General features: G+C 40.2%; 19 protein-coding genes. 10 read left to right on the forward strand and 9 right to left on the reverse strand.

Translation table 11 applies throughout. The annotated features are described in order from the left end of the window. Positions 1-85 precede the first annotated feature (85 nt). The 4 genes from AAEU28_RS19205 (at position 86) to AAEU28_RS19220 (ending at position 4,965) form a co-directional block, all read left to right on the forward strand. The gene (locus AAEU28_RS19205; protein ID WP_421965538.1) at positions 86-1,699 is read left to right on the forward strand and encodes a diguanylate cyclase; all 1,614 of its coding nucleotides are present in this window, start codon (positions 86-88) and stop codon (positions 1,697-1,699) included. 385 nt (positions 1,700-2,084) lie between these two features. Beyond that, the gene (locus AAEU28_RS19210; protein ID WP_421965539.1) at positions 2,085-2,516 is read left to right on the forward strand and encodes a hypothetical protein; all 432 of its coding nucleotides are present in this window, start codon (positions 2,085-2,087) and stop codon (positions 2,514-2,516) included. Further along, the gene (locus AAEU28_RS19215) at positions 2,513-4,039 is read left to right on the forward strand and encodes an LruC domain-containing protein (protein WP_421965540.1); all 1,527 of its coding nucleotides are present in this window, start codon (positions 2,513-2,515) and stop codon (positions 4,037-4,039) included. The genes AAEU28_RS19210 and AAEU28_RS19215 overlap by 4 nt, the downstream gene beginning before the upstream one ends. Before the next feature lie 182 nt (positions 4,040-4,221). After that, on the forward strand, positions 4,222-4,965 hold the full coding sequence (locus AAEU28_RS19220; RefSeq protein WP_421965605.1) for a substrate-binding periplasmic protein: 744 nt from the start codon (positions 4,222-4,224) through the stop codon (positions 4,963-4,965). A gap of 14 nt (positions 4,966-4,979) precedes the next feature. On the opposite strand, the gene AAEU28_RS19225 is transcribed toward AAEU28_RS19220, so the two are convergent. Then, positions 4,980-6,032 carry a hypothetical protein gene (locus AAEU28_RS19225; protein WP_421965541.1) on the reverse strand — a complete coding sequence of 351 codons (1,053 nt, stop codon included), beginning with the start codon at positions 6,030-6,032 and terminating at the stop codon, positions 4,980-4,982. A 111-nt stretch (positions 6,033-6,143) separates the two neighbouring features. Here AAEU28_RS19225 and AAEU28_RS19230 point away from each other — a divergent pair, with 111 nt between their 5' ends. Beyond that, a complete protein-coding gene (locus AAEU28_RS19230; RefSeq protein ID WP_421965542.1) occupies positions 6,144-8,105 on the forward strand; it encodes a methyl-accepting chemotaxis protein in 1,962 nt (653 codons plus the stop codon). 52 nt (positions 8,106-8,157) lie between these two features. Here AAEU28_RS19230 and AAEU28_RS19235 read toward each other — a convergent pair whose 3' ends face one another. From AAEU28_RS19235 to AAEU28_RS19255, 5 genes are all read right to left on the reverse strand, one after another. Further along, positions 8,158-8,595, reverse strand: a complete 438-nt coding sequence (locus AAEU28_RS19235; RefSeq protein WP_421965543.1) for a BLUF domain-containing protein — start codon at positions 8,593-8,595, stop codon at positions 8,158-8,160. A 182-nt stretch (positions 8,596-8,777) separates the two neighbouring features. Beyond that, entirely contained in the window at positions 8,778-10,067 is a 1,290-nt protein-coding gene (locus AAEU28_RS19240; RefSeq protein WP_421965544.1) for a DUF2252 family protein, read from the reverse strand. A gap of 156 nt (positions 10,068-10,223) precedes the next feature. Next, a complete protein-coding gene (locus AAEU28_RS19245) occupies positions 10,224-10,412 on the reverse strand; it encodes a DUF1272 domain-containing protein (RefSeq protein WP_421965545.1) in 189 nt (62 codons plus the stop codon). Positions 10,413-10,422: 10 nt separating this feature from the next. Further along, on the reverse strand, positions 10,423-11,658 hold the full coding sequence (locus AAEU28_RS19250) for a peptidase S41 (protein ID WP_421965546.1): 1,236 nt from the start codon (positions 11,656-11,658) through the stop codon (positions 10,423-10,425). Next, positions 11,655-12,605, reverse strand: coding sequence for a GlxA family transcriptional regulator (locus AAEU28_RS19255; protein ID WP_421965547.1), 951 nt, complete (start codon positions 12,603-12,605; stop codon positions 11,655-11,657). The genes AAEU28_RS19250 and AAEU28_RS19255 overlap by 4 nt, the downstream gene beginning before the upstream one ends. A gap of 448 nt (positions 12,606-13,053) precedes the next feature. Between AAEU28_RS19255 and AAEU28_RS19260 the strand changes: the two genes are divergently transcribed. The 4 genes from AAEU28_RS19260 to AAEU28_RS19275 all read left to right on the forward strand — a co-directional run bounded on the left by AAEU28_RS19260 (position 13,054) and on the right by AAEU28_RS19275 (position 17,730). After that, on the forward strand, positions 13,054-13,728 hold the full coding sequence (locus AAEU28_RS19260) for a TorF family putative porin (protein WP_421965548.1): 675 nt from the start codon (positions 13,054-13,056) through the stop codon (positions 13,726-13,728). Positions 13,729-13,886: 158 nt separating this feature from the next. Continuing rightward, positions 13,887-14,690: a substrate-binding periplasmic protein gene (locus AAEU28_RS19265; protein WP_421965549.1), complete on the forward strand. Its 804-nt coding sequence runs from the start codon at positions 13,887-13,889 to the stop codon at positions 14,688-14,690. Positions 14,691-14,789: 99 nt separating this feature from the next. Further along, a complete protein-coding gene (gene rraA / locus AAEU28_RS19270) occupies positions 14,790-15,269 on the forward strand; it encodes a ribonuclease E activity regulator RraA (RefSeq protein ID WP_421965550.1) in 480 nt (159 codons plus the stop codon). Positions 15,270-16,293: 1,024 nt separating this feature from the next. Further along, a complete protein-coding gene (locus tag AAEU28_RS19275; protein WP_421965551.1) occupies positions 16,294-17,730 on the forward strand; it encodes a hypothetical protein in 1,437 nt (478 codons plus the stop codon). 174 nt (positions 17,731-17,904) lie between these two features. Here the strand turns inward: AAEU28_RS19275 and AAEU28_RS19280 are convergent, their stop codons facing one another. From AAEU28_RS19280 to AAEU28_RS19290, 3 genes are all read right to left on the reverse strand, one after another. Beyond that, positions 17,905-18,966: an ABC transporter substrate-binding protein gene (locus AAEU28_RS19280; RefSeq protein WP_421965552.1), complete on the reverse strand. Its 1,062-nt coding sequence runs from the start codon at positions 18,964-18,966 to the stop codon at positions 17,905-17,907. A 92-nt stretch (positions 18,967-19,058) separates the two neighbouring features. Then, positions 19,059-19,841 (reverse strand): substrate-binding periplasmic protein, encoded by a 783-nt coding sequence (locus tag AAEU28_RS19285; protein ID WP_421965553.1) that lies wholly within the window; start codon positions 19,839-19,841, stop codon positions 19,059-19,061. Continuing rightward, the gene (locus tag AAEU28_RS19290) at positions 19,834-20,964 is read right to left on the reverse strand and encodes a porin (protein ID WP_421965554.1); all 1,131 of its coding nucleotides are present in this window, start codon (positions 20,962-20,964) and stop codon (positions 19,834-19,836) included. The genes AAEU28_RS19285 and AAEU28_RS19290 overlap by 8 nt, the downstream gene beginning before the upstream one ends. Positions 20,965-21,058: 94 nt before the next feature. Between AAEU28_RS19290 and AAEU28_RS19295 the strand changes: the two genes are divergently transcribed. Continuing rightward, positions 21,059-22,936, forward strand: coding sequence for a methyl-accepting chemotaxis protein (locus AAEU28_RS19295; RefSeq protein WP_421965555.1), 1,878 nt, complete (start codon positions 21,059-21,061; stop codon positions 22,934-22,936).

Below are 22,936 nucleotides of genomic sequence, written 5' to 3' on the forward strand. Positions count from 1 at the left end.
TTAAAGAGGATTGGTATCAACCTAAGGCTCATTAAACGGGAAATCTATTCACTATATGAGAAACCTAATAGCTAGAAGTCTTCGCTTGAAACTATTTCTGCTATTTGCACTTTTGCTAATAGGCTTTTCGTCTGTTCATTTACTGATCCGATACGCTTGGACGATACCCCAGTTCATTGAACTTGAAGTTGAAAACGATAAAAAAGATATTAGAAAGCTCGGTTCGGCATTTTCTAGAATTCAAAGTGAAATGCAGAGACTGATATATGATAATGCAGTCTGGGATGAGATGATCCGCGTGATTAAAGAGCGGGATCTGGCGTTTTTAGAAGAGAATTATCATATCCCAGAGTCATTAGCTTCACTCAATCTTAATGGTATGCATTTTTATGACGTATCGGGTGAACCAGTGAGTCATTTTGCCTTGGAAAATAATGGCTCGGTTATCTTAGACTCCGTTTTCCAAACCGCCAAATCAACTCAAAAACGACAGTTTTTAATTGTAAAAGAGCCTGAGATCCCAGCAGCAAAAGAAGTACAATTCAGGTCCGGGATCATCCAAGGAAAGCAACATCCTGTGTTATATGTTAGCGGTAGTATAGTCCCATCAACTGGGGTGGGTGATGTGGTTGGTACCATGTTGGTTTGGACTTATTTGGATGAAAAGATCAGTCAGCAACTCAGCGATTTAATGCAACGCCAAATAACGCTTTTTGAATATTCAGCTTTACCGCAAGGCAAGTCTGTTATTCCGTTCGATAAGTACCAAGATTACCCTCACATTCGTTCATCCGAGCAGAAAATATATATTTCTTTTAATGATGTAAATGGCAAGGCAAGTACTGTAATGGCCTACGCAAAGCCTAAGCGGATGTTCGATGATAACTTAATTGAATATTCTATGGGGATTGCGCTGTTAAGTTCTATTTTAATCTTAGCTTTAATCTATTTGCTGATTAATAAAATGGTGATTATTCCTTTAACATCTTTGCGAGAAACTGTTGTAAAGGTAATTGATCAAGGTAATTATTCGCAGGCAACAAATATACAAAGGCAAGATGAAATAGGTCGCTTAGCAAGTCTCATAGATGGCTTGTTTGCCACCGTAAACTCTCAACAGACTATTTTGGTTGAAGCGAATAAAAAATTGCAAAAATTGAGTGATACCGATGAGCTGACAAACATCGCTAACCGGCGCTCTTTGATGCACTTTTTGGAGATGATAGAGCAGCAACGTGAGTTGTCATTGTTTCCTGTGAGTATGATCATGCTCGATATTGATCACTTCAAAACTTATAACGATTTTTATGGGCACCAAGCCGGCGATACAGTTATTTGCCAAGTGGCAGAGGTATTGTCGAGAAATACGCGTTCAAATATGGATTTAGTCGCTCGTTACGGTGGCGAAGAGTTTACGGTTGTGCTCACACAAGTTAGTAAAGAAGAAGCTTTACTAGTCGCGAATAAACTTAAGCAAGCAATTTTCGATTTAGAAATTAGTCATCAAAAGTCGCAGACGGCAGAATACATCTCAGCATCATTAGGGTTTACGAGTTGTGAACAAGCAGATGGCTTTGATATTGAGCAGCTATTCAGAGTGGCAGACTCAGCTTTGTATGAAGCAAAAGAAGTAGGGCGCAATTCAGTAATAAGTAAAACATATCAGTTGTCGACTACTGACAATAAGCAAACAAGGTGAAGTTAAAGTTGTGGGTGAGTTGTGCTTGAATAAGGTGTTTTAAAGGTTATTTCATGTGTTTATTGGCTTATACCAATTCTAAACTACTTTTAATTATTTCTAAGGGCAAAACCTGTCGCTAACTGCACTGAGCGTTTTCACTTTAAATAACCAAGTAGTTAAAACGTCACCTAATATCGGTAAGCATTTTTATCTCAAAGTTAGGCCACTTAATTCTGTGGATTGGGGTTACGCGTTCAGTTCTATTTCTATCCCATGATTTGCAATATGCAACTCAGAACGAAAAAGCACGCTTATTAAGGTTTTATGGTAATTGATTTATAAGGTTTTTTTATTGGTATAAAAGTTGGTTCTTTAAAGTATTAATCTCTTTGGAGAAACGCTGATGAAACGCATACTTACCATTTCCGCACTATCATTCATACTTTCTGCCTGTGGTGGCGGGGGATCAGATGAAACTTCGTCTGCGAAGACTTCGCAAACACCAAGTAATGATACATCTTCGACCCAAACGCAAACACAATCAGAAACTCAACCGCAATCAAATAAGCTAATTGACAACAAAGCCACTGACAATGCGCAATTTTCGCAGTTTAAATCTCAGAATATGGAGATTGATATCTCTGGATTGGGCTTTGAAGCGAATACGGTTTATTTGAAGATTTATACGTTTGACAACAAAACTCTTTTCTTAGGCAAAGTACCCAATTCACCAAATTTTGAGTTCTATCTACCTAACGACGTAAGCAAAGTTAAATACGATGTGTTTTCGACTGTTAAAACCGACCCACAAATCACGAAGGAGTACGAGCTATGAAAACATCAATTTTAGCGTGTACTTTGTTGGTTGTGAGCACTTCTGGTTATGCGGCTGAAAGTATCATGTTTAAAGATACGATTAATAAAGGCGTTGGTGAAATCGACTTATTTGCACCTCACTCTAGTAGTTACTTCAAAGACAGATTAACAGGTGCCATGCTTGAAGAGTATAAGCAGCAAAATAGCAATGCTTTAGTATTTGCTGTGGATGTGAATGAAGCTGCAAGTGGTACTGAAAAAGCAAGTACTCAAGGTGTTACGGTTGAAAGTGCTGTGCTTACATTTGATATGGGTTCTGAGGTTATAACCTGTAATGTTTTCACAACTAATACCGGCGCCATGTTAGCCAAAGCGGGCACTACAACTCGACAAGAATATTACACCCTAATTGGTGCAACGGGGAGTAGTCATATTACTCCAAGTTCAGACAGTGACATTTTTGGTAGTGATTTTGGTGGCACCATGCGAATGCCAATAGATGAATCATCATGTACAGGTAGCAACTTTGATTTAAGTAATGCACAAACGGCAACCTTGTCTATTCGTTTTCTTGAAGTGAACGAAAGCTTAGGCGACCCTGAAGCTTTTTATGACTTTTCAAATGGTCCAGAAGACCTAGCCATTTTAAGTGCGAATGATGTGTCTTATTTGGAATATGCACAACCCGGTGTTGACGAAGCACCATTGGTGATCGCACAAAGCCAAGTGACTGAGCCTGTAGACAGTTGGTCATATTACCCAACCAGTGAAAGCTTTTTTGTGGTGAGTTACGAGGACCAGTACCCTAACTTAGGTGACTACGACTTTAACGACCTGCTAATTGGCTATCGGGTGGGCTTTGGTTTTAAAAACAATGATCAAAGTGGTGAGTTGGAGGTGGTTTCTATCATTACCACCGGTTATATGATAGCTCGAGGGGCAAACTATGATCATGATTGGTATTTGCATATTCCAATTAATGAATCGGTATCGGGTAGCCTCACCATGAACTTATTCAAAGAAGACAGTGTTGAGCAAGTAAACGGCTTTCCTGTTACAAGTCAAATCAATGATGCGCTTGATGTGAAGGTATTAGCTAACAGCAAGTCGTTAATGCATCTTAGCAACCAAGCTTTTGTTAATACTCTGAGTGATGTTGAAAAAGTTAAAGGCAAGAAGTTTTCATTTACCTTTAACCTTGATGCGCCGTTTCCTGCCAGTGCGTTAGGTCAACCACCTTATGACCCATACCTACATGTACTAAATACAGGTCAAGAAATTCACTTACCAGGACAAGTCACTCGAATTGCAAGTTCAGCAAATTATGGTGATACCAGCAATTTTAAAGACGAAAATAACTATCCTTATGCACTGATTTTCCCCGATGATTTTTATCCGCCATTAGAGGGCGTTGATATTGGAGATGCATACAGTGATTACTTAAATTATACGCAAAGTCCAGATCAAACAAACGAGACTTGGTATATGGCACCCAATACAAATAAGACAAAGAATATAGGGAAGGCATTCTGGAAATGGTGAAATAAGGCGTGAAAGCGCCTTTTCTTTTTAATTTTTGCAGAGGTTATTTAAAAGGTGAGAGGTTAGCGAATTAATTTCACCTTTTATTGCTATGTTCATAATCTGTCTTTTTGATCTAAGCTTATTTTATAGTCATTTTTAAGGAAGAATGTGTGCGAATTTTATTATTACTTATTTTGCTAGTGAGTGGGGTTTGCCATGCTAAGCAACTCACGATTGCAATAGGGGAGTATCCACCTTTTGCGAGTCGGGAGTACCCTCAGCAAGGAATTGTGCCTAAAATTATTCGTGCTGCATTTGGAGCTCAAGGTTATACGGTTAAATTTGAGTTCATGCCATGGGGAAGAAGTTTTGCATCGGCATTAAAAGGTCACTATGACGCAGCTGCTTTTTGGTTTTGCGTACCAGAGAGAAAAAAAGATTTTTATTGTTCAGACCCTCTTTATTACGAAGCCACTTATTTCTATTTTCATAAAAGAAAACCGTTGCAAGACTGGCAAAACTTATCAGAGTTAAATCACTTTAATATAGGTGCTACGACTGGGTACAGCTATACCGAAGAGTTTTGGCAGTTCGCCAAGCGCGGCGTACTCAAGGTTGATACAGTTACGACAGACATACAAAACTTTAAAAAAATGATTAAAGGCAGAATAGATCTATTTCCGATGGCAACCATTCCTGCGAAACATCTTTTAAAGAAGCACTTTACAGCAGAAGAAATTGAGCAAATAGCCTATCATCCAAGGCCTTTAATGGTAGAGAGTAGTCACCTACTATTTTTGAAACAATCCAAGCAGTCTAAGCTATTACTTCAAGCATTTAATCAGGGGTTAAAAGCCATTAAAGAGTCTGGAAAGTACGACACAATTTTAAACTCAGTTGGGTCATTTAAAACCTCTTCTTCAAAGTATATTTTTTTAAGATAACTTTAATAGAATAATTACCAGTAATAATCTAACGTCAGATACCAAGCTGCAAAATCACCTTTATTGATTTTCATATCCCTATCGAACCAAGTATCTTGATTTAGATACTCAAGGTAAATCCAACCTGGACCATAATTATATTTCACACCCAAAGCCCAAGCACTCGCAGTTGAATCAACGCCTCCTTGAGTGTCTGATTTAGCAAATGTGGCATCGACTAAAAATGTCCAGTCACCCATTTGATAGCTGAGTTCTGCGTTATATCGAGTGTTTTTGATATCTTGAGGTAAATTATTAGCTGTGAAATAGGCGTTAGGTAGCTGACGTTCTCCGTCAATGTAACTGAGTTTAACTGCCCAGTTATCATAGTTACCTAAGTAGTAAGCAGTCATAGCTTGGTGCTTGCCATCTGTTTGCTTATTGCCCGTTATAAACTCTTCTAGTTCAGCAGTTTGAGTTGAAAGTCCCAAGGTATGTGCGCCTGAAATATGCCATTGTAAATCACCCACTAAGGTATTTAATTTGCGGTAGGTGTGGCGACTTCCCCAGTGCCTGTTGTCATCAGTGCTGTCAGTTGACGTGCTTCGCCAGTCATCCCTGGGATAATAAGCAATTTGAATCGCGGTATTATTAAAGTTACCTTGATACTTTAAGCCAACGTCCATTTGATCGCCATATGCAGCCAAAAACATATCACCAGGCCAGAAATTACCGGTTTTCCAAGCAAAAGGGAGCTGGCTTTTACCTATAACCAGCTTGTGGGACGCATGAAAGTTATAACTAACCCAGGCTTTGTGCAGCACATAATCAGAGCCTGTGGTGTTGTTATCTGCATCAGTGAACCCGCCCGGCCCAAGTCTAAGTTCAGCGGAATAATGCCAAGGATTCGATTTGTCTTCTTTCTTATCTAAATAAAAGACAAGCGCTTGGTCGCCTAGGTTAGTGTCATAGCTATTTTCATCATAGCTGTAGTTAATCCAAAACCCGCCAGCAAAGCCAATTTCAGCAACCGCATTTGCCGACATAAACAGACAAGGAGCTAGAAAAAAAGAAGACAATAGACGCATAACATGCCCTAAAAATAGAACCATACTGCAATAATGATAGCTTACTTTAGCAACTTGACGTAATTGAGTGTGCTGACCATATTTATAAAAATGGTTTTTCATGAAAGTGTTATGTCGATTTCCAAGAAACTCATTTGGGCATTGTTAGCGACCTTATTTGTCCCTATTGTAATTGTTGCCGTGATTATGGTGACACAAGCAAGACAGCAAGCATTTGATAACTTCTCATCAGCGAATACCCGTGAAGTTGAGCAAGTTGATAATGCCATCTCTATGTTTTTTTCAGAGATCAGTAAGGATGTCATGTATATCGCACAGCACCCAAATGTAATAAAAGGGCAGTCTGGTATTGCGACTTATCTGGCAAGCAACACCACCAAAACCATGACACCGGAGAAGAATGGCACCATAGAGGCTAGCATATTTGATTTATTTAATCAGTTCGGTTCTTCTCATCCAGGTATTGCTTATATTTATATGGGAAACCAGCAAGGTGGCTACACTCAATGGCCAAAAGGGAGTGTAAGCGCTAATTACGATCCTCGTCCCCGTCCTTGGTTTAAAAAGGGTCTCAATGCGAGTTCAGAGCCTGCCAGAACAAACGCTTATTATTGGGAGCCTGATGATGCTGTTATCGTTTCCACAGTTAAATCTTTGAAAGATAGTCGTGGAAATGTATTTGGGGTAACGGGCATGGATGTCTCTTTAAAAGGCCTGACTGAACTTATTCAAAATATTAAATTGGGAGAATCTGGTTACTTAGTGTTGGTGGAAGATACAGGCACAATTTTGGTTGATGCAAAGCACCCAAAAAACAATTTTAAAGCGTTTTCTCAAGTCTCTAATGGCTTATATCAAACGCTAGCTGAAAAGTCTTCAGGTCAAGCCGAAATCGACATAGATGGTGATAACTATATTGCGAATATTTATACCTCACCAAATCTGAAATGGAAGTTTGTGGGGTTACTTAAAAAGAGTGAAGTGATGGCCTCGGCCAATGCAATGACTTGGGTTATTGTTGTCGTCAGCATTTTATTGTTACTGCTGTTATCACCTCTAAGTGTGTACTTAGCAAGGTTAATTTCGAATCCAATCATTGAAGTAACCGATGGACTTGAGCAAATATCTCAAGGTGAAGGGGATTTGAGTCAAAGGCTTCAAATTCGCAGCAATGATGAAACGGGTAAACTAGCAGGCAGTTTTAATCAGTTTTTAGGTTCAATTTCAGCGTTAGTAAATGAAATAAACGACAGCTCAGGCAGTATTAATCAGTCATCTGATAAAACTAAAGCGTTATCGCAAAACCTTAGTAATTCAATTCAAATGCAGCAAATGGCATTAGAGCAAGCAGCAACCGCCATAAATGAAATGGCTGCAACTGCCAATGAAGTAGCAGCAAGTTGTGCCAGTGCTGCCGATTCTGCGAACCAAACTAAAGATGCTGCAACAGATGGTAAAATGGTGATCGAGAAAACAGTGGACAGCGTGCAGGTATTAAGCCAAACACTCAGTGATTCAGCATCGAATATCGAGCAGTTAGATAATGAAAGTGAAAGCATTACTTCTATTTTAGACGTGATAAGAGGTATTGCTGAACAAACCAATTTACTTGCGCTTAATGCTGCCATTGAGGCGGCAAGGGCGGGAGAGCAAGGACGGGGCTTTGCGGTGGTCGCTGATGAAGTCAGGGCCTTGTCGGTAAGAACATCAGAATCAACAGAAGAAATTTCTACTCAGCTTTCTAAACTTCGCCAGATGACACAAGGTATTTCACAAGAAATGAAGTCTAGTTTGCAGACCTCAAGTCAAACTGTGGAGTATACACAAGAAGCCCAACAGGCATTCAATTCAATTACAGACTCGGTGGATTTGATCAGTGATATGAATTCGCAGATTGCGACTGCAGCCGAAGAGCAGCAACATGTAGCTGAAGATATAAATCGTAATGTGGTCGACATAAAAACAGTGGCAGATGAAGTGGCTGAGGTTTCGGTGGTTGCAGAGAGTAATGCACAGAACTTATCTGAATTGGCTGCAAGGCTGAATGCTCTAGTTGGTCGTTTTAAGACATAGCCGAAAAACAACTTACTAGTAAAACGTAAAGGGGGTTTACAGCTTGATTCGGCTATTTCCCTTCTGATGGCGTATTTGTTTCTACGATATCATCAATAGTGAGTTCGTTATGGGCAAAGGCATAAAGTAATTCATAACTCAGTGGTTTTCTGGTTTTACCTCTTAACTCAGTCACAGTTTGCAGTTGCGTTTTTTCATCGCAAGTAATGAGCCCCATAGCCCAATCTCCGAAGTTTCGCTTATCTATAGGGTTTTGTATCAAAGCTTCTATATTGTTATGTCTGGGATCTGATTTTATCAGTTCAAACAGTGCGAGCACCTTTTTTTCTTGGCCCTCTAACACTTGCATAAAATGTTTGCCATCATAGAGCTGCATACCGGTGATTTTTTCAATATGATTTCGCTGCTCGCACTCGTGCCTGAGAACTTCTAACTCTGTCCAAGAAAAAGGTTCTGACGCTGTACTGGTATAAATGAATTCGATAAGCATCTGAGTGAAGTTGTATGTTTACTTGCTATAAAATATAGAAGGTTTAATGCAGAAATAACAATTAAATTGCTGTTACTTTGTAAGTCTGCTTCAGTATTTTGACAAACACAGAAAAGGCGTTTGGAGTTAAGAACAAGACTAGCATGTGTAGGTCCTAGTCTTGTTGTCACTTAGTAGGTTAACTAAAGCAAAGATTTTAGAATTAAGAAATCACTGCTTACTTGAAGTACATAATTGTTAGCAGCTTTGATTAAGGGCTGACTTTGCTGAGGTAAAAGTTCAGTGATGGCTTTTTGAAAATCCACTGAGCGGCGATCCCCTCGCATATGCGCGAGTGCCAGCGCTTCACCACAGCTCAGCGCATACTGAATAACGCCGCCTTTTTCTGCGGCTCTTTTACCTAACATAAAGTGCTCTGAATCTATACCAACACGGGCATGGTGGCGAGAGCGAAGTAACCAATGTTTGTCTTGCCAAATAGTGTCATCAAGGATTAAATCAGGCCTCCGCTGCATTTTTCTTTGGCAGTTTACTGTTAAATGCGCCGCAGAGAGTTGATTGTTTACTGATACATTTGGAAAGTACTTTATGGGAGCAGCTTCTCTTTGCTGCTTTATTTCAACAATATGTGTTTTACCAGCATCATGGGGCTGACTTGGGCCAACTAAAACATAGTAGCGACCTAAATTATTTGAGCCTGTGCCTGCGTTATGGCGCATGACGATATCGAGAATTTCATCATCCATAAAAGGCCTGAATTGTTCGTACAGTTCTTCATATATGTCGTCAGGCAGAGGAATAAACTTGTCAGGGTTTTGTTTAAATCGCCACTGAACTAAATCGACCTCTTTAGCCAAGGTGCTTTTCGTCATAAAGGCTTCGCCACCGACCACTCTTGTCAGCGCCTTCTGCCAGCGCTTGTACAAAATGTGACCTTTTGAGAACTCAGTGAGTGCGGTTTGACTGTCGTTTTTCTTTTGTAATGAACGCTCACAAGTTGCTATATAGGCTTTTAGAAAAGCTTGTTGCGCTGAATGTATTTGCTGTTCATCTGCAAGGGGTTTTGCTTTGAGTTTTTCACATTCTGATTCAGTTTGAATTTGAGTTGCTTCGGCATGTGCCAGTGGCAGGCTGACTAAAAATCTGAATAGATCCCAACTGGCATGACCAAAACAGGCATCATCGAAGTCATTTGGTGAAAACACCACGGTTTCACCATGCGAACCCTCTTCACTTAAAAAACCAAAATTACTGGTATGACAGTCGCCCATAATTGTTGTGAGTGGGATACTCTCTAAGGAATCAGGCAAAGTGATTATGTGGCTTGCCAAGTCTCGATACATAAGCGGCGCTGAGCCGCGCAGAAACTGAAATGGGCTGTTGGCCATTTTTTGGTGTTTTGAGAGTTTAGAATCAGGCGCGCACTCATCATGCTCTTTGAAATATTGAACCAGCGTTTCTTGTCTTTCCACGAGTATTCCTTTGATATATTTTTACTCGCTCTTTTAGGCGTTGCGAGCAGTACTTAATTGTCATTGTAACTATAAATACATTGCTCGCAATATTAGAAATCAGCTCAGCGTGTTGTAGTGAAAATATAACATTGTGCTCGTGCTAATTTTGTTTTCTTAGCGGACCTCTAAAGGGCGTATAGGCCTTGTTTCAAAATTACCACCGCAGTTTGGGCACACATTACGTAATTCTTTTTCTACACAGTGTCTACAAAAAGTGCATTCATAACTACATATCATTGCCTCAGTTGAATCTGGAGGTAAAGCTTTATCGCAGCATTCGCAATTGGGTTTTAATTGGAGCATGTGTTGTTCTCTATTTTTCAATTTCAGCCAGTACCGCTGAGAGCACTGGGTCGTTGCCTTGCTGGTAATCTAGCCATGAAGTTTCAATCAACACATCAGGGTACACAGCATCTGTATCTTCAAAAAGAAACGGGTAATAGCGTTTTGATACACTCAACTTCCTTTTCGAGTTAGGCAAAACGAAGCGATAGCTTTCGGAGAACTGGTTGGGATCACCACCGGTTGGCATGCCGAAAATATGCGCATTGAGAATTTGTTTAAACTGTACGGTATTACTCATTGCCGCAGAAAAAGTATGTTCATCTGTGAGAATAAACGCACCTGTTTTCCAATCAAATTGGTCCATAGGTAACAAGCAAGATGAAAAAGCCAAACCAGTGTAAAAACTGCCACCGCCATTGCCTCTGAAATCGATAATCAAATACTTTGATTTCGCAGCCATTAATTGTTTTTGCAGTGCTTTACACTCAGCAATGACCAGTTCAAAGCTAGGGTAGGCATTAAAATCAAAGTAAGCGATTTTTTTATCTTTTAACAAGCCTAGGCTTATACCCGGCATGCCAATATCTAGCATATTTAATTTATCTGAGTGACTTTTAAAGGCGGAACTGAGTTTGGCGAATTCACTCATCGCAACAGGGGTTATTTGTTCGATGAGTGTATTACCCTCAAGGTTAAACTCAAACTGTGCCGCGGCATTCTCTTTAACAAGACCCAGGCCTAATAATAATTTATGTAGGGTTAAATAAAATTCAAAGCGGGTTTTGGCACTAAATTGGTTATCGACGCCAGGCAACAGAGGTGTGATTAACTTAAATAGTGCTTCAACGGTTAAGCCATTGATGGTTTTGAGCTCTGCGCCGATAAGGTGCTGATATGGCTTAGTTGCATCAATAACACGTAATTTATTGTCAAAGAATTTATACCTCAGTGGAAAGTGCTGGTGAGGCCCTGACATCATAAAATAGTTAGTGTGCCCGTCACCAATGGCTCCTGTTATCGCCATTAACCGCGCTTCGACTTGTGGCTCGCTGAGTAGTGGTAAATCTTGTTTAAGTTCTTTTACAAGTCTCGTAAAGTCACTCTCTGCAAGCGTATGAAACGGTTCAATATGCTTGGTTCTGACTTGGGTTTCAAAAAAGTTAATGTCTTCTAGCCAAGCTTGCTGTTGCTCGGTCGAAAGGGTGTTCGCATAGGTGGCAAAGCTACACAATGCGATTACAAGTAATTTAAAAATTATTTTCATGCGTGTGTGCCTTTTGCATACTGTGAAGGTGAGAGGCCAAATTGCTTTATGAAAGCACGGCGGAAACTATCGTAATTGTTAAAACCTAATTTTTGCGAGATAAACTGCAGGCTGATGTTTTCTTCACACAATAGATCTCTGGCATGGTTAAGTTTGAGTACCCGAAAATAATGGCTAGGCGTGCAGTTAAGGTGCTGTTTAAATAGTCGAGTGAGTTGTCGCTCGCTCAAGCTGCAAAACTCTGCCATACGAGTAACGGTGACAGATTTGTCTAATTGTGTACTTAACCAATCAATTAATGGCGAGAGCTTTAAACTTTCACCGGATTGTAGCGCTAAAATATCTGAATATTGCTGCTGTGAGCCAGCTCGTTGCAGATACACCACCAAGTCTTTAGCGACTTTAGCAGCCATACTATTGCCATAATCTTCGCGAATAATAGCGAGAGCTAAATCAACACCAGACAGCACACCGGCTGATGACCATATGTTTTCATCACGAATAAAGAGTGGATCAGGCGTGACGGTTTTATTTGGGTTCTGCTTCGCTAGGCTCTCACAATGGCGCCAATGTGTTGTAATCGTAAGGGCTTTATCATCAAAGAGTTTGGCGAGAATAAACGCCCCGGTGCAAATGCTAAAGACACGTTTTGCTTTTTTAGCTATGTCAGAAAGCGCATTGAGCTGTTTTGTAGTTAGTTGCAAGGTGCGCATGCCAGTGCCCCCGCAAATGATCAAATCGTCATACTCAAACTCATCACTTAGAGAGTAATTGACAGACACGTGTTGCCCGTATGCGGTTTGTACAGGCAGTTTGCTGATCCCTAACAACTTACACTGATAGGCATTGGCTTGAATGCTGTTAGTTTCCATAAAGGCGTCAAGCGGGCCAAATAGGTCAAGGGCTTGAAAGCCATCGGCGATGAAATAGACTTGTTTGATGGTCATATAAGTTGTTTGTTAATAGTTTACCTGTCGATTCAACACATAATAGCTTGATGAATGGTGTCAGTTGAAACACAAAAGCGACATAAAAAGACATTCTTTGAGTGTAATCACCAGAGCAGATACATTTCTGCAGGAATATTAGAGCGAGTTGGTCTTTTCGTTTTAATCAAAAAAATGCCCCGGCGGGCGGGGCGATTGGGGAAGTTATATTTCAATATTAGTATATGGTTATATATTTTCAGGTTGATTAAGAGTAAACCATATGAAAACAGGGTTAAGTATTACCCACATTAACTGTGTAGATATTTTGGTATTAGCAACAAGGTATTGCTTAATGTTACCTAAAGGTAAAGTGTTTCTGTTTTAGAAATAGTCTGTTCATTTGTTTACAGCAGTCATTTTTGTACTAATCTCATTTCATAAAGGAAAATTATTTCAGAGTTCAATAATGAAAAAATCGATTTTATATACACTGTGTTTATGCGCTTTTCCGACTTTGGCTGATACCTCAATTACAGTGACGGGTGTGTCTGATTATTTGTTTAATGGGGTAAGCCAAACTCAAGAAGACCCAGCCATTCAGGCAAGCTTTGATTGGGCGGGAGATACCGGGTGGTATGCAGGAGTCTGGGGTTCAAATGTCGATTTTGGCGAAGATACCAACATCGAGTTTGATGGTTATGTAGGTTACTACACGGCTCTGAATGATGTGCTTAATTTAGATGTCGGTATTGCGCAGTACACCTACCATGGTGCCGATGTGAGCTCTAGCTATAACTATGCAGAAGCCTATGCAAAGTTTAATTACGGTAACACTAACCTTAACTTTTGGTATGCGTGGGACTACTTTGGCACAGGTGCAGGCCATAGTATTGTGATGCTGACTCATAACTTCCCTGTAAACGAGTCATTCTCGGTTGATGTCGGCATCGATTACTCCATGAGTATGGATGATGATAAATGGACTTGGGAGGGCAAAGACGATGACTACATTCATTGGCGAGTGACGGGAAATTACTCTTTCAACGGATGGGACTTATCTTTGGGTTACGAAGATACCGATCTCGACACCTATGGCGACTCGACTATTTTGTTTACAGTAGGCAGAACCTTTAGCTTATAAATTACCTCTGCTATTTCACCTCTATATTTCATTGAACGGCCATTTCCATAATTCATTCAGGAAATGGCAATTCTCGATTTTCTTCCTATGCTTAAATTTAGACATAAACTTGAAACATAAGTTTTTCATACTCTTATTTTTATCTAAGGTGTTGTTTGATGAAGTTAAAAAGGTGCTGTATTGCTCTGCTGTTTGCTTCGACCTACGCTATTGGCTCTGAGCAATCGCTCACCATCTATACCGAAGAGTTCCCACCTTATAACTTCCTAGAAAAAGGCGCTGTCGTTGGTGTGAATGCCGATATTGTGGCTATGGCTTGTAAAATGGCAAATATTGAATGCAAATTTGCACTATACCCTTGGAAGCGCGCGATGACACTGAGTTTGAAAGATGCTCGTAGTGGTCTCATGTCGACTTCTAGGCTGCCCAGCCGTGAACAGCAGTTCAAATGGGTTGGGCCACTTATTTCAAGCCCTGGGTGCTTTTATAAACTTACTGAACGCGATGATATTCAAATAAACAACAAAGAAGAGTTGGCAAATTACACGGTTGCTTTACATAAAGGCGATGCATATGAAGAAGTGCTCAAGCAATGGGGGTTTAAAGAGCATATAAATTACATTCCTTTTTCTGAAAAGTTTGCAGAAATAAAAGCGTTTACTGAGGGCAAACTCGATTTATTTATTGCCTCTGCGAATAGTTTAAAGTTCCACATTCAGAATTATCGACTTCGACCTGAGCAGGTTGTTCCAGCTTACTATATAGATGATCCTCGACTAGGTGGAAATTACTTGGCTTTAAATAAGAGAGTGCCACAAACGTTGGTTACTCAACTACAAAGTGCGATTGACAAAATTTATTCAAAAGGCTTGGACTTACCCATCAAGGAGCGTTATCTAGAAACCATCACACAAATTTCAGAGCAAGAGCTCTCGCTAGAAGCCCGTTGCACCCACCAATAATATGCATTCTATGAATAGCCGCTATTTGCTTAAGAGATTGTGAATTTTTAATTTTAACTGCTTAAGTAAGTACTACCTTGACTTAAATTGGAATCATAAATGTCTGTTTTTACGACCCCCGATTTGTACGACGAATACGGCGATACTTTACAAGTTATGGATTATGGCTTGTCACACTTTGGTAAATCACGCTATATGAAAGGCCAGGCCGTGATTATCCGCTGCCCAGAAGATAACAGCCTAGTTGGCGAGTGTTTAAGACAACCTGGCGACAATAAGGTTTTAATTGTTGATGCTCAAGCTTCTAAATCATTCGCTTTTCTAGGCGATAACCTGGCTATATCGGCCATTAAAAACCAATGGTCAGGCATTATCGTAAACGGCTGTGTTCGCGATGTGGAAATATTAAAAACATTGCCATTTTGTGTCATGGCGCTAGGGCATGTGCCGCGTAAAACCAAAAAGCAAGGTTTAGGCTGTGTGTTAAGTTCGCTGACTTTACTCGGTGCTGAGGTGTTAGAAGGTGATTGGGTGTATGCCGATGAGAATGGTGTGGTGGTTAGTAAAATGGAGATTTAGAGGTGTGTTGGTTTGTTGTCGCGTTGGCGACGGCAACCAAAGGGCGGCTAAGTGATTCAATTCGACATAGTGCAGTAATTCATCCCTGAAGCATCTGCCTGTCGGCGTCCATGCCTCCACTTCCTCGCGCTGCGAAACTTCGTTTGATTTCAGGCTTCCAGCCTTTCATCCTCCGGATCTGCTTCGCAGTTCAAAAATGTTCCCTCCATTTTTGTGGTCACTCGTCACCCCACGGCGCCCCTATATCTCTAAGTCTTCAAATAACTAATTGATGTGAACGTAACCGCGCTGTATTCGCCATCCTTGGCGAAATCATCGCTTGGCTCGCATCCATGCGAGCACATTACTCATCAATTACTTATTTTCAGGCTTGATACAAGGGGTAAGGGTGTTGTCTGTAGCTGCGGTTTTCAAAGATACAAATTGCAAGATGCGACTCCATTAATAACAAGGGATTTAATCGGAGTGTTGGTTTGTTGTCGCATTGGCGACGGCAACCAAAGGGCGGCTGCCGCCGAGCGCTCGGGTGCGACCTTCGCTCTGGACTCCCACGGCGCCCCTATATCACGCTAAATCTTCAAATAACTAATTGATGTGAACGTAACCGCGATGTATTCGCCATCCTTGGCGAAATCATCGCTTGGCTCGCATCCATGCGAGCGTATTACTCATCAATTACTTATTTTCAGGCGTGATACAAGGGGAAAGGGTGTTGTCTGTAGCTGCTGTTTTCAAAGATACAAATTGGAAGATGCGGCTTTATTAGTTGCTTAAACGAGATTTTAGTTTAGTTGTTGTGAGAATTGCAGTTCTTCGCTTTTTTATTATGAAGCAAGTGGCTTTAGCTTTTGATTACCCTAGCTCTGTTTTTCAGTGGATAGAATTACTTGACCTATACAAAGATGCTGGTAACTTATTGTCATTATTGAAAATAGTTTTTAAAACACTCAATGAAAACATTATAGGTATCGGGACATTCTCGAAATATTTAATAAAACGTTAGACAATAAAACTTGGAATAAATATGAGTGTAATTAAAGGTGAAGTACTCGAAAAGTTTATAAATGACAATCATTTTGAAGTTAATGAGCAAGGTCCGTTACATTTTCCAATAAGAGGTCTAACAGTTAAAAGAGATGAAAGTCTTAATTTAACTCTAACAACAATATCAGACTCTAATTCAGAAGCCTGTTCTATAGGCCATCCTCCAGGAACAGTTCGGATAAATAATGATGCAATAGAATTAACTAGCACTTCTAAATGCAAGGTGAAAATTAATGGTGTTCAACCATTTAACAATACTATTTCCACAGATAACAACGGAAATTCTACTCGCACAGAATTGTCATCAGTTAGTTCTATCGAAGCAGACATCAGAGAAGCCCAGTCTGGAAAATATTTGATTGAATGGTTAGAAAATGTCGATGATGGTCATTTCATATGGCCAGACTGTGTTGAAACTAACATAAAAAACCATACGCAGATTTCAATTGGTGTAGGACCAAATAAAGTTAAATTACAAGAAGAGTCATCGTTTAACGGATTTGGAAGTAGCTGTGTTTTTCTGGAGGTAGGAGGACACAAACTATACCTAGTGAGCACCAAGAATGATGCTAAATCTGTTGGTGCTAAATCTGGTTATATCCTTTATTTAGGCATCCCACCGAGTGATGAACGAAAAAAAGTTAGAAATTGCTTGTCATTTGTCTTTGGAAGACCATTGATAAAAACAGGTTATAGTATCTTTGATTCAGAATGGCTGTTAGTTTCATTTAAATCAATTAGTGCTTATACTTTTGGTGGTTCAGCCTTTTCAATACATTCTTTACCTCCATTTCCCCTTAGTGAAAAGTATCCAGGGGAAATAGATAGTAATATTATTACTCCACTTATAAATGCAATATACAATAATTATGAAAAATATAGGTTTGGCCATTTATCTTGGACATACTGGCACGCTGTTTGTGCACCAGTTCATATTGCCGCGGTACATTTTGGAGCTTGCATAGAATCACTTCAAAAGTCTTACATTGAAAACAATGGAAAGATATTTAGTAGTGCTTTAATTGAAAGGCCCAAATGGAAAGAATTAAGAAAAGCAACCTTAGAAGTTCTAACAAGTCTGAATTTAGAAGAAACAGAAAACAAGGTGCTAGAGAACAAGATTAATTCTCTGAATCAAACACCCCAAAGCGTATTAACAGAGAGATTCCTAGCTTATCTTGATATAGACTTTTCGGCTAGAGAGAAATCTGCTTGGCAGCAACGAAACAATGCTGCCCATGGTAATGAAATTAAAGAAGGTAGTGAAATACAGCTAATTAAAGAAATAAAGATACTTAAAGTTATATTTCACAGGGTTCTTTTAAAGGTTATGGGTGGGGGAGAACATTATATAGATTACCATTCTATTGGGTTTCCAATTAAATATTTAAGTGATTCTATAGATAAAAATGCTTAAAAAAGGCTGCTCCGGAAAACTTACTTAATACCAAGGGTCAAGTATTGCAATGTTCGTAATGTACTTTGGCTAAATTTGCTTTTGGCACATACCTGACTTTTAGGCACAATTTTTCTCTGCAATTTAAGAAAGTAATTAAACAAAGGCTTATTCAGCCCAAGCCTTTGATGACTACTACTCACAAATCAAATTGTCGATAGAAAACGTGCGCTTGGTGTTTGAATCATTTAAGAAGTCGGCAAAGTTGCACTGGTTAAACCGTTTTTGTTGCAATGCCGATTTAAAGGCTTGGTAGGATTTGATATTACTGTGTTGAAAAATAGAATGCTCTATTCTTTCTGGCTGTCTTTTGCCTTCAGATAACTCTTTGATCATAACCATGGCATAAGCGCCTAGCGTGACGTGGCCGCCAACAGACACGGCTAATCTGCCTTCTGGAATATCGTCATCCCAGTTTATGCCGCCAATTCGCACCGCTGGTAACAGGTTGTAACTTGCTACCGCAGAGGTTGCGCCACAAGCCATGGCATCATTGGCTGCCCAAATAATATCGACTTTTTGATGTTTTAAAATGCCTTTTACTTTTTCGTAAGCATGTTGCTTTGACCAGTTTGCAACTGTGTTATCGATTAAGCGCACTTCAGGGTGCGAACTTAAGAAACTATTGAGTCCTTCAGCTCTGGCGACCGAAGCTGGGGAGGTTGTATCACCATGTAGGGCAAGCACATTGACTTTACCGTGGGTGGTTTTATTTGCTACCAGTGAGTCATGCAGTTGTTCGGCTAAAGAAAAACCGGCATCAAAGTTATTGGGGGTCAGGCTGCCCGCGTAATATTGTCTTTGCTCTGCAGAGAGTGAGCTAAGTTCTTCATCTGAGAGGTCATTGAGTAACATAAATACTTGAATCTTATGTTTGGTGATCTCTTCAACTAAGTTGATCGCCACGCCTTTTTCATTCACCAAAACCGCAAAATCTGGTTTTTGAGCTATCACATCTGTAGCAAATGATTTCATTAGAATGTGATTGCGGTTGGCATAAATGGTGGTGAGGTTAATGTCTAAGTCGTCAGCGGCTTCTTGCATGAAGTAATTTACGTTTGGCCAAAAATGCCCTGTTGGATTGTTTGAAGGGTGGCCGGGATTTAAAAACATCACGTTAAGCGGGCGATGTTCGCTCGCGACAGCTTGGATACTAAATAAGACGGCGAGAATAAAAAAAACAAGATGTCTGATCATAATTTAGAAAATCCGAAGCGAAAACACGACAATAATGCTGATAGTAAAATAATTAAACACAGCATTAAATAGAATGCAAAATTAACACACGCTTAATCTTTGAACTTCTCATGCTGCTCTTTAACGATACTGATAGCTTGGTTCAGCTTATAAATAAAATCGCTTTTGTAAGGAAAATTCCCCTTAGAACTATTGCTAAACCCTATGTGTGCGGTCTGTCGGCTTAGTTCGTCTGCTTCTACAAACTCACCAGGCATCACATCAGTTATCATTGCTAAGTTATATTCAATCGCCCGACTGTCATTTACGTAACAATCAATTTTACCGTCAATGAGTTTGTGAAGGTTCGCTTGTGTGCTTTTATTTTCCCAAACTTTTATTTTTTCTTGTGCGATCAATTCTTTATATTTATCGGTAAACATGAGGTAACCGGCATTTATACCAATATTAAGTGGTTTGCTTTGCTGCGCGTTTGCATCTTGAAATAGCGACTTTAATGAAATGTGCTTATTACAAACAGCCACAACACGTTCGGTGAGTAATGATACCGAGTAGGGGCCAATGTAGGGCCTAGCTTGTCTATGAATGTAAGGGGGGAGAATAGCAAAAGCATGGCCTAGCTCAATTTCTTTTAAGGCGCGCTTCCATGGCATAGATTCAAACTCAATGTGGTATTCATCGTTAAGTAATGTTCCAGCTTTTCGGATCATTTCAATATAAATGCCACGAGGCGCACCGTTAACGGCATAACTGTAGGGCGGGTAGGCTTCATCAACTATGATTTTTACCTTAATTGGTGAGTCTGACGCCATAAGTGGTAGTGGCGTAAAACAAACCGTTAAAACCAGCGCTGATAGAAAGAAAAGCTTATTCATCTAAAAACTTCACATAGTCATATCTGAAGCCCACAGAAATAGAATCAAACCCAGAGTTATTGGCATAGTCTTTTGTTAAATACTCTAAATGAAAGCGTAGTTTGTCGGCCGGCAGCCACTCAAGTGTGATGTTATACCCGTCAAAGCCATTGCCACTGCTATCTAGGCCGTCGTCAAAATCAAAATAGCCGAGCTTGAGTTTATAGTGTTTGGTGATTGGGTAGCCCAAAGAAATATCGAATGTTGAGCCATCTCGATCATTACTTGTGATGCGGTCATAGCTTTTATCTTGATAACCAACGGCAAGGTATAGGTCTGATGGAAAGGTGTAAGCGCCTGAAAAGGCTAAAATGCTGTTCTCTCCTAAATGCGTTTCGCCGTCATATACTTGGTTATTTTGATAAGTCATCGCGAGGTGCAGGTTATCGACATCATAGCTTAGGCCTGCGTTGAATAAGTCTGAATAATTATCGCCATTTTCGCCGTCATATTGCGCGCCTGCTTTGAAGGTGAAATCACCAAGTTGTTTTGAGTAGGTGAGAAAGTTGTTCACGAAAAAAATGCTTTCGGGGTCGTAGGCAAATGGACTACTGGCATGGTTAAAAATATCAATATACTCAGCAATGTATAAGTACTGTGCGGGGCGCTGTTTACCTATGCCTATCTCACCGAGCGGTGTGTCTAGCGAGACATATACTTGCCTTGCTTTACCAAAATCTCCGTTGTTAGATAAGTCTATACCCCATTCGCCATGTAGTGTGGCTTTAAATTCATTTGAGAATTGATGAGTCGATTTAACGCCTATGTGTGATAACGCATCACGGACGTCAGTGGTGCTCTCACCTGCATTATCAATGTAGCCATAAGTTGGTCTGATAGTGGCGTAAAACTTTAGGTCTTTGTCAGACTTAGCCCTACCAGTTTTAACCATACTCGGTTTTGGCGCTAGCTTTTCGGCTACGGGTTGGTTTGTTTGGGCTTTTTCTAGCGCTTCTATTTTTTGCTGCAAGAGTTTTAATTGCGCTTTCAACAAGGCTATTTCGTCTTGTGTATTCGAAGCTGCTGATACGTTTACTGCATAGATAAGACTTAACAAGGCGGCGACAAAAGCGATGCTTCTCATAAGAATTCTCTGCAAAAGTGCGTGTTTTTTTGAGTATAGTTTATATTTACACAATGCTAACGGCTTTCTTGCTGAATTCGAATAAGGCTGAGAAATGAAGATTAGATCTAAGTTTTCGGTGGTATCTGGGGTTGTTGTTTTTGTGGTGATTTCGCTTCTGGCGCTTTCAACATATATCTTGGTTGAAAATAGCTTAAAGCAAAAAACACAAGCCTATGTGGTCGATAATACCGCTTTACTCAGTAGCAGTATTAGTAATTGGATGGCCGGCAAAGCCGCGCAGGTTCGTATTCTAAAGCATCAGCTTGAAGCTGATTTTTCAAAAAGTAACTTTCAGAAATCCCTCGAAAACAATGCCCTAAGAAATGAGTTTTTGTTGGTGTTTGGCACCTTGGCAGACGAGCGGGGACTTCGCTCTAATAACAAAAATCGTGTAAACCCACCAGAGATCGACTTTCGCGAGCGAGCTTGGTATCAACAAGCTAAAAACAGTCAAGGCATAGTGTTTACACCTCCTTATGTTGATGCAGCTACGAAAGAGCTCTTAGTTTCTATTGTTACTTCAGTTAATAGTGGAGGTTTTAAAGGGGCGATAGGTGGTGATTTGTCTTTGCAAACAATCGCAGATAGTGTGAATACCATAAATTTCAACAATACCGGCTTTGCGTTTATTGTTGACGGGCAAGGCACGATTATTACCCATCCGAATGCCAGTTTAAATGGTAAGTCTAGCCAAGCTGTGTACAAACTTAGCCCAAATAGACAAAGCGAAATTTTAGAGTTGAGTCATCAAGGCGAAGATAAACTGGCTTATTTTTTACCGCTTGATGACAGTGCTGGGGTTGATTGGTACTTGGCTGTATTACTTGATAAGTCACTGGTTTACGAGTCTTTGTCTACTTTTACCAGTCGCACATTTATCTTCGCGGTGTTTAGTATTGCGCTGTGTGTGTTTCTATTAAGAAAGCTTGCTAAACATTTATTGAGCCCGCTTGATACGTTAGAAAGTGCAATTGGCCAAATCGCCAGTGGTGGTGGTGATTTGACTCGCCGTTTGAATGTGCAAAGTGAAGATGAATGCGGGGTTGTGGCTAATAACTTCAATCAGTTTTTATCTTACTTGCAACAGTTGGTGTCAGATATTAAGCACAAAGCTGAGAATATCACCTCCGAAAGTAATCATGCTTCGCAATTGTCAATGCAATCATCTGAGTCTCTCAATCAGCAATACTTGTCGATAGATAATTTAGCCACAGCTATGAATGAAATGAGCACAACGTCTTCTGATATAGCTGCAAGCGCTCAAGATGCGGCGGCTTCAGTGACGGCTGTTAATAAAACCGCAGATGAAAATAAACAAGTATTTGCGAAAACCACCCAAGATATTGTGGAGTTGTCGGCGTCTATTAGTTCGGCTCAGCAGCTCAGTAGTGAACTGGCCTCTTACAGCAATAATATTGAACAAATACTATCTGTGATCAACGGCATTGCAGAGCAAACCAATCTATTAGCACTCAATGCGGCAATTGAAGCCGCACGAGCAGGTGAGCAAGGTCGCGGCTTTGCGGTCGTAGCCGATGAAGTACGAACACTGGCTTCAAGGACGCAAGAATCGACCACAGAAATTAAGTCGATGATAGAGCAAATTCAGCACTATTCTTCGCAAGTACAAACTTCGATGGATGAAAGTAAAGACAAAGCAAATCGTTGTGTTGAGCATACACAAATTGCCAGTGATTCTTTAGAGAGCATATCGAACGAAGTGAAAGAAATAATGGATCGTAACATTCAAATTGCAGCAGCCATTGAAGAGCAAAGTGTGGTGATTGAAGACATTAACAAAAACACCATTAGTATTCGCGATATCAGCCAACAAGTTGACAGCTTTGCGCACGAACAGATCACCGCCAATGAACAACTACTTGGGGACGTGAAGTCGCAGCAAAGCTTGTTGAATAAGTTTATTGTTTAA

The sequence above is a fragment of the Pseudoalteromonas sp. SS15 genome (assembly GCF_049257195.1).
GTDB lineage: Bacteria > Pseudomonadota > Gammaproteobacteria > Enterobacterales > Alteromonadaceae > Pseudoalteromonas.

Excerpts from the sequence above, each read along its gene's own strand:
- AAEU28_RS19210 (WP_421965539.1), top strand. The coding sequence starts at position 2,085 with ATGAAACGCATACTTACCATTTCCGCACTATCATTCATACTTTCTGCC.
- AAEU28_RS19215 (WP_421965540.1), top strand. The coding sequence starts at position 2,513 with ATGAAAACATCAATTTTAGCGTGTACTTTGTTGGTTGTGAGCACTTCT.
- AAEU28_RS19225 (WP_421965541.1), bottom strand. The coding sequence starts at position 6,032 with ATGCGTCTATTGTCTTCTTTTTTTCTAGCTCCTTGTCTGTTTATGTCG.
- AAEU28_RS19230 (WP_421965542.1), top strand. The coding sequence starts at position 6,144 with ATGTCGATTTCCAAGAAACTCATTTGGGCATTGTTAGCGACCTTATTT.
- AAEU28_RS19235 (WP_421965543.1), bottom strand. The coding sequence starts at position 8,595 with ATGCTTATCGAATTCATTTATACCAGTACAGCGTCAGAACCTTTTTCT.
- AAEU28_RS19245 (WP_421965545.1), bottom strand. The coding sequence starts at position 10,412 with ATGCTCCAATTAAAACCCAATTGCGAATGCTGCGATAAAGCTTTACCT.
- AAEU28_RS19250 (WP_421965546.1), bottom strand. The coding sequence starts at position 11,658 with ATGAAAATAATTTTTAAATTACTTGTAATCGCATTGTGTAGCTTTGCC.
- AAEU28_RS19255 (WP_421965547.1), bottom strand. The coding sequence starts at position 12,605 with ATGACCATCAAACAAGTCTATTTCATCGCCGATGGCTTTCAAGCCCTT.
- AAEU28_RS19260 (WP_421965548.1), top strand. The coding sequence starts at position 13,054 with ATGAAAAAATCGATTTTATATACACTGTGTTTATGCGCTTTTCCGACT.
- AAEU28_RS19265 (WP_421965549.1), top strand. The coding sequence starts at position 13,887 with ATGAAGTTAAAAAGGTGCTGTATTGCTCTGCTGTTTGCTTCGACCTAC.
- rraA (WP_421965550.1), top strand. The coding sequence starts at position 14,790 with ATGTCTGTTTTTACGACCCCCGATTTGTACGACGAATACGGCGATACT.
- AAEU28_RS19275 (WP_421965551.1), top strand. The coding sequence starts at position 16,294 with ATGAGTGTAATTAAAGGTGAAGTACTCGAAAAGTTTATAAATGACAAT.
- AAEU28_RS19280 (WP_421965552.1), bottom strand. The coding sequence starts at position 18,966 with ATGATCAGACATCTTGTTTTTTTTATTCTCGCCGTCTTATTTAGTATC.
- AAEU28_RS19285 (WP_421965553.1), bottom strand. The coding sequence starts at position 19,841 with ATGAATAAGCTTTTCTTTCTATCAGCGCTGGTTTTAACGGTTTGTTTT.
- AAEU28_RS19290 (WP_421965554.1), bottom strand. The coding sequence starts at position 20,964 with ATGAGAAGCATCGCTTTTGTCGCCGCCTTGTTAAGTCTTATCTATGCA.
- AAEU28_RS19295 (WP_421965555.1), top strand. The coding sequence starts at position 21,059 with ATGAAGATTAGATCTAAGTTTTCGGTGGTATCTGGGGTTGTTGTTTTT.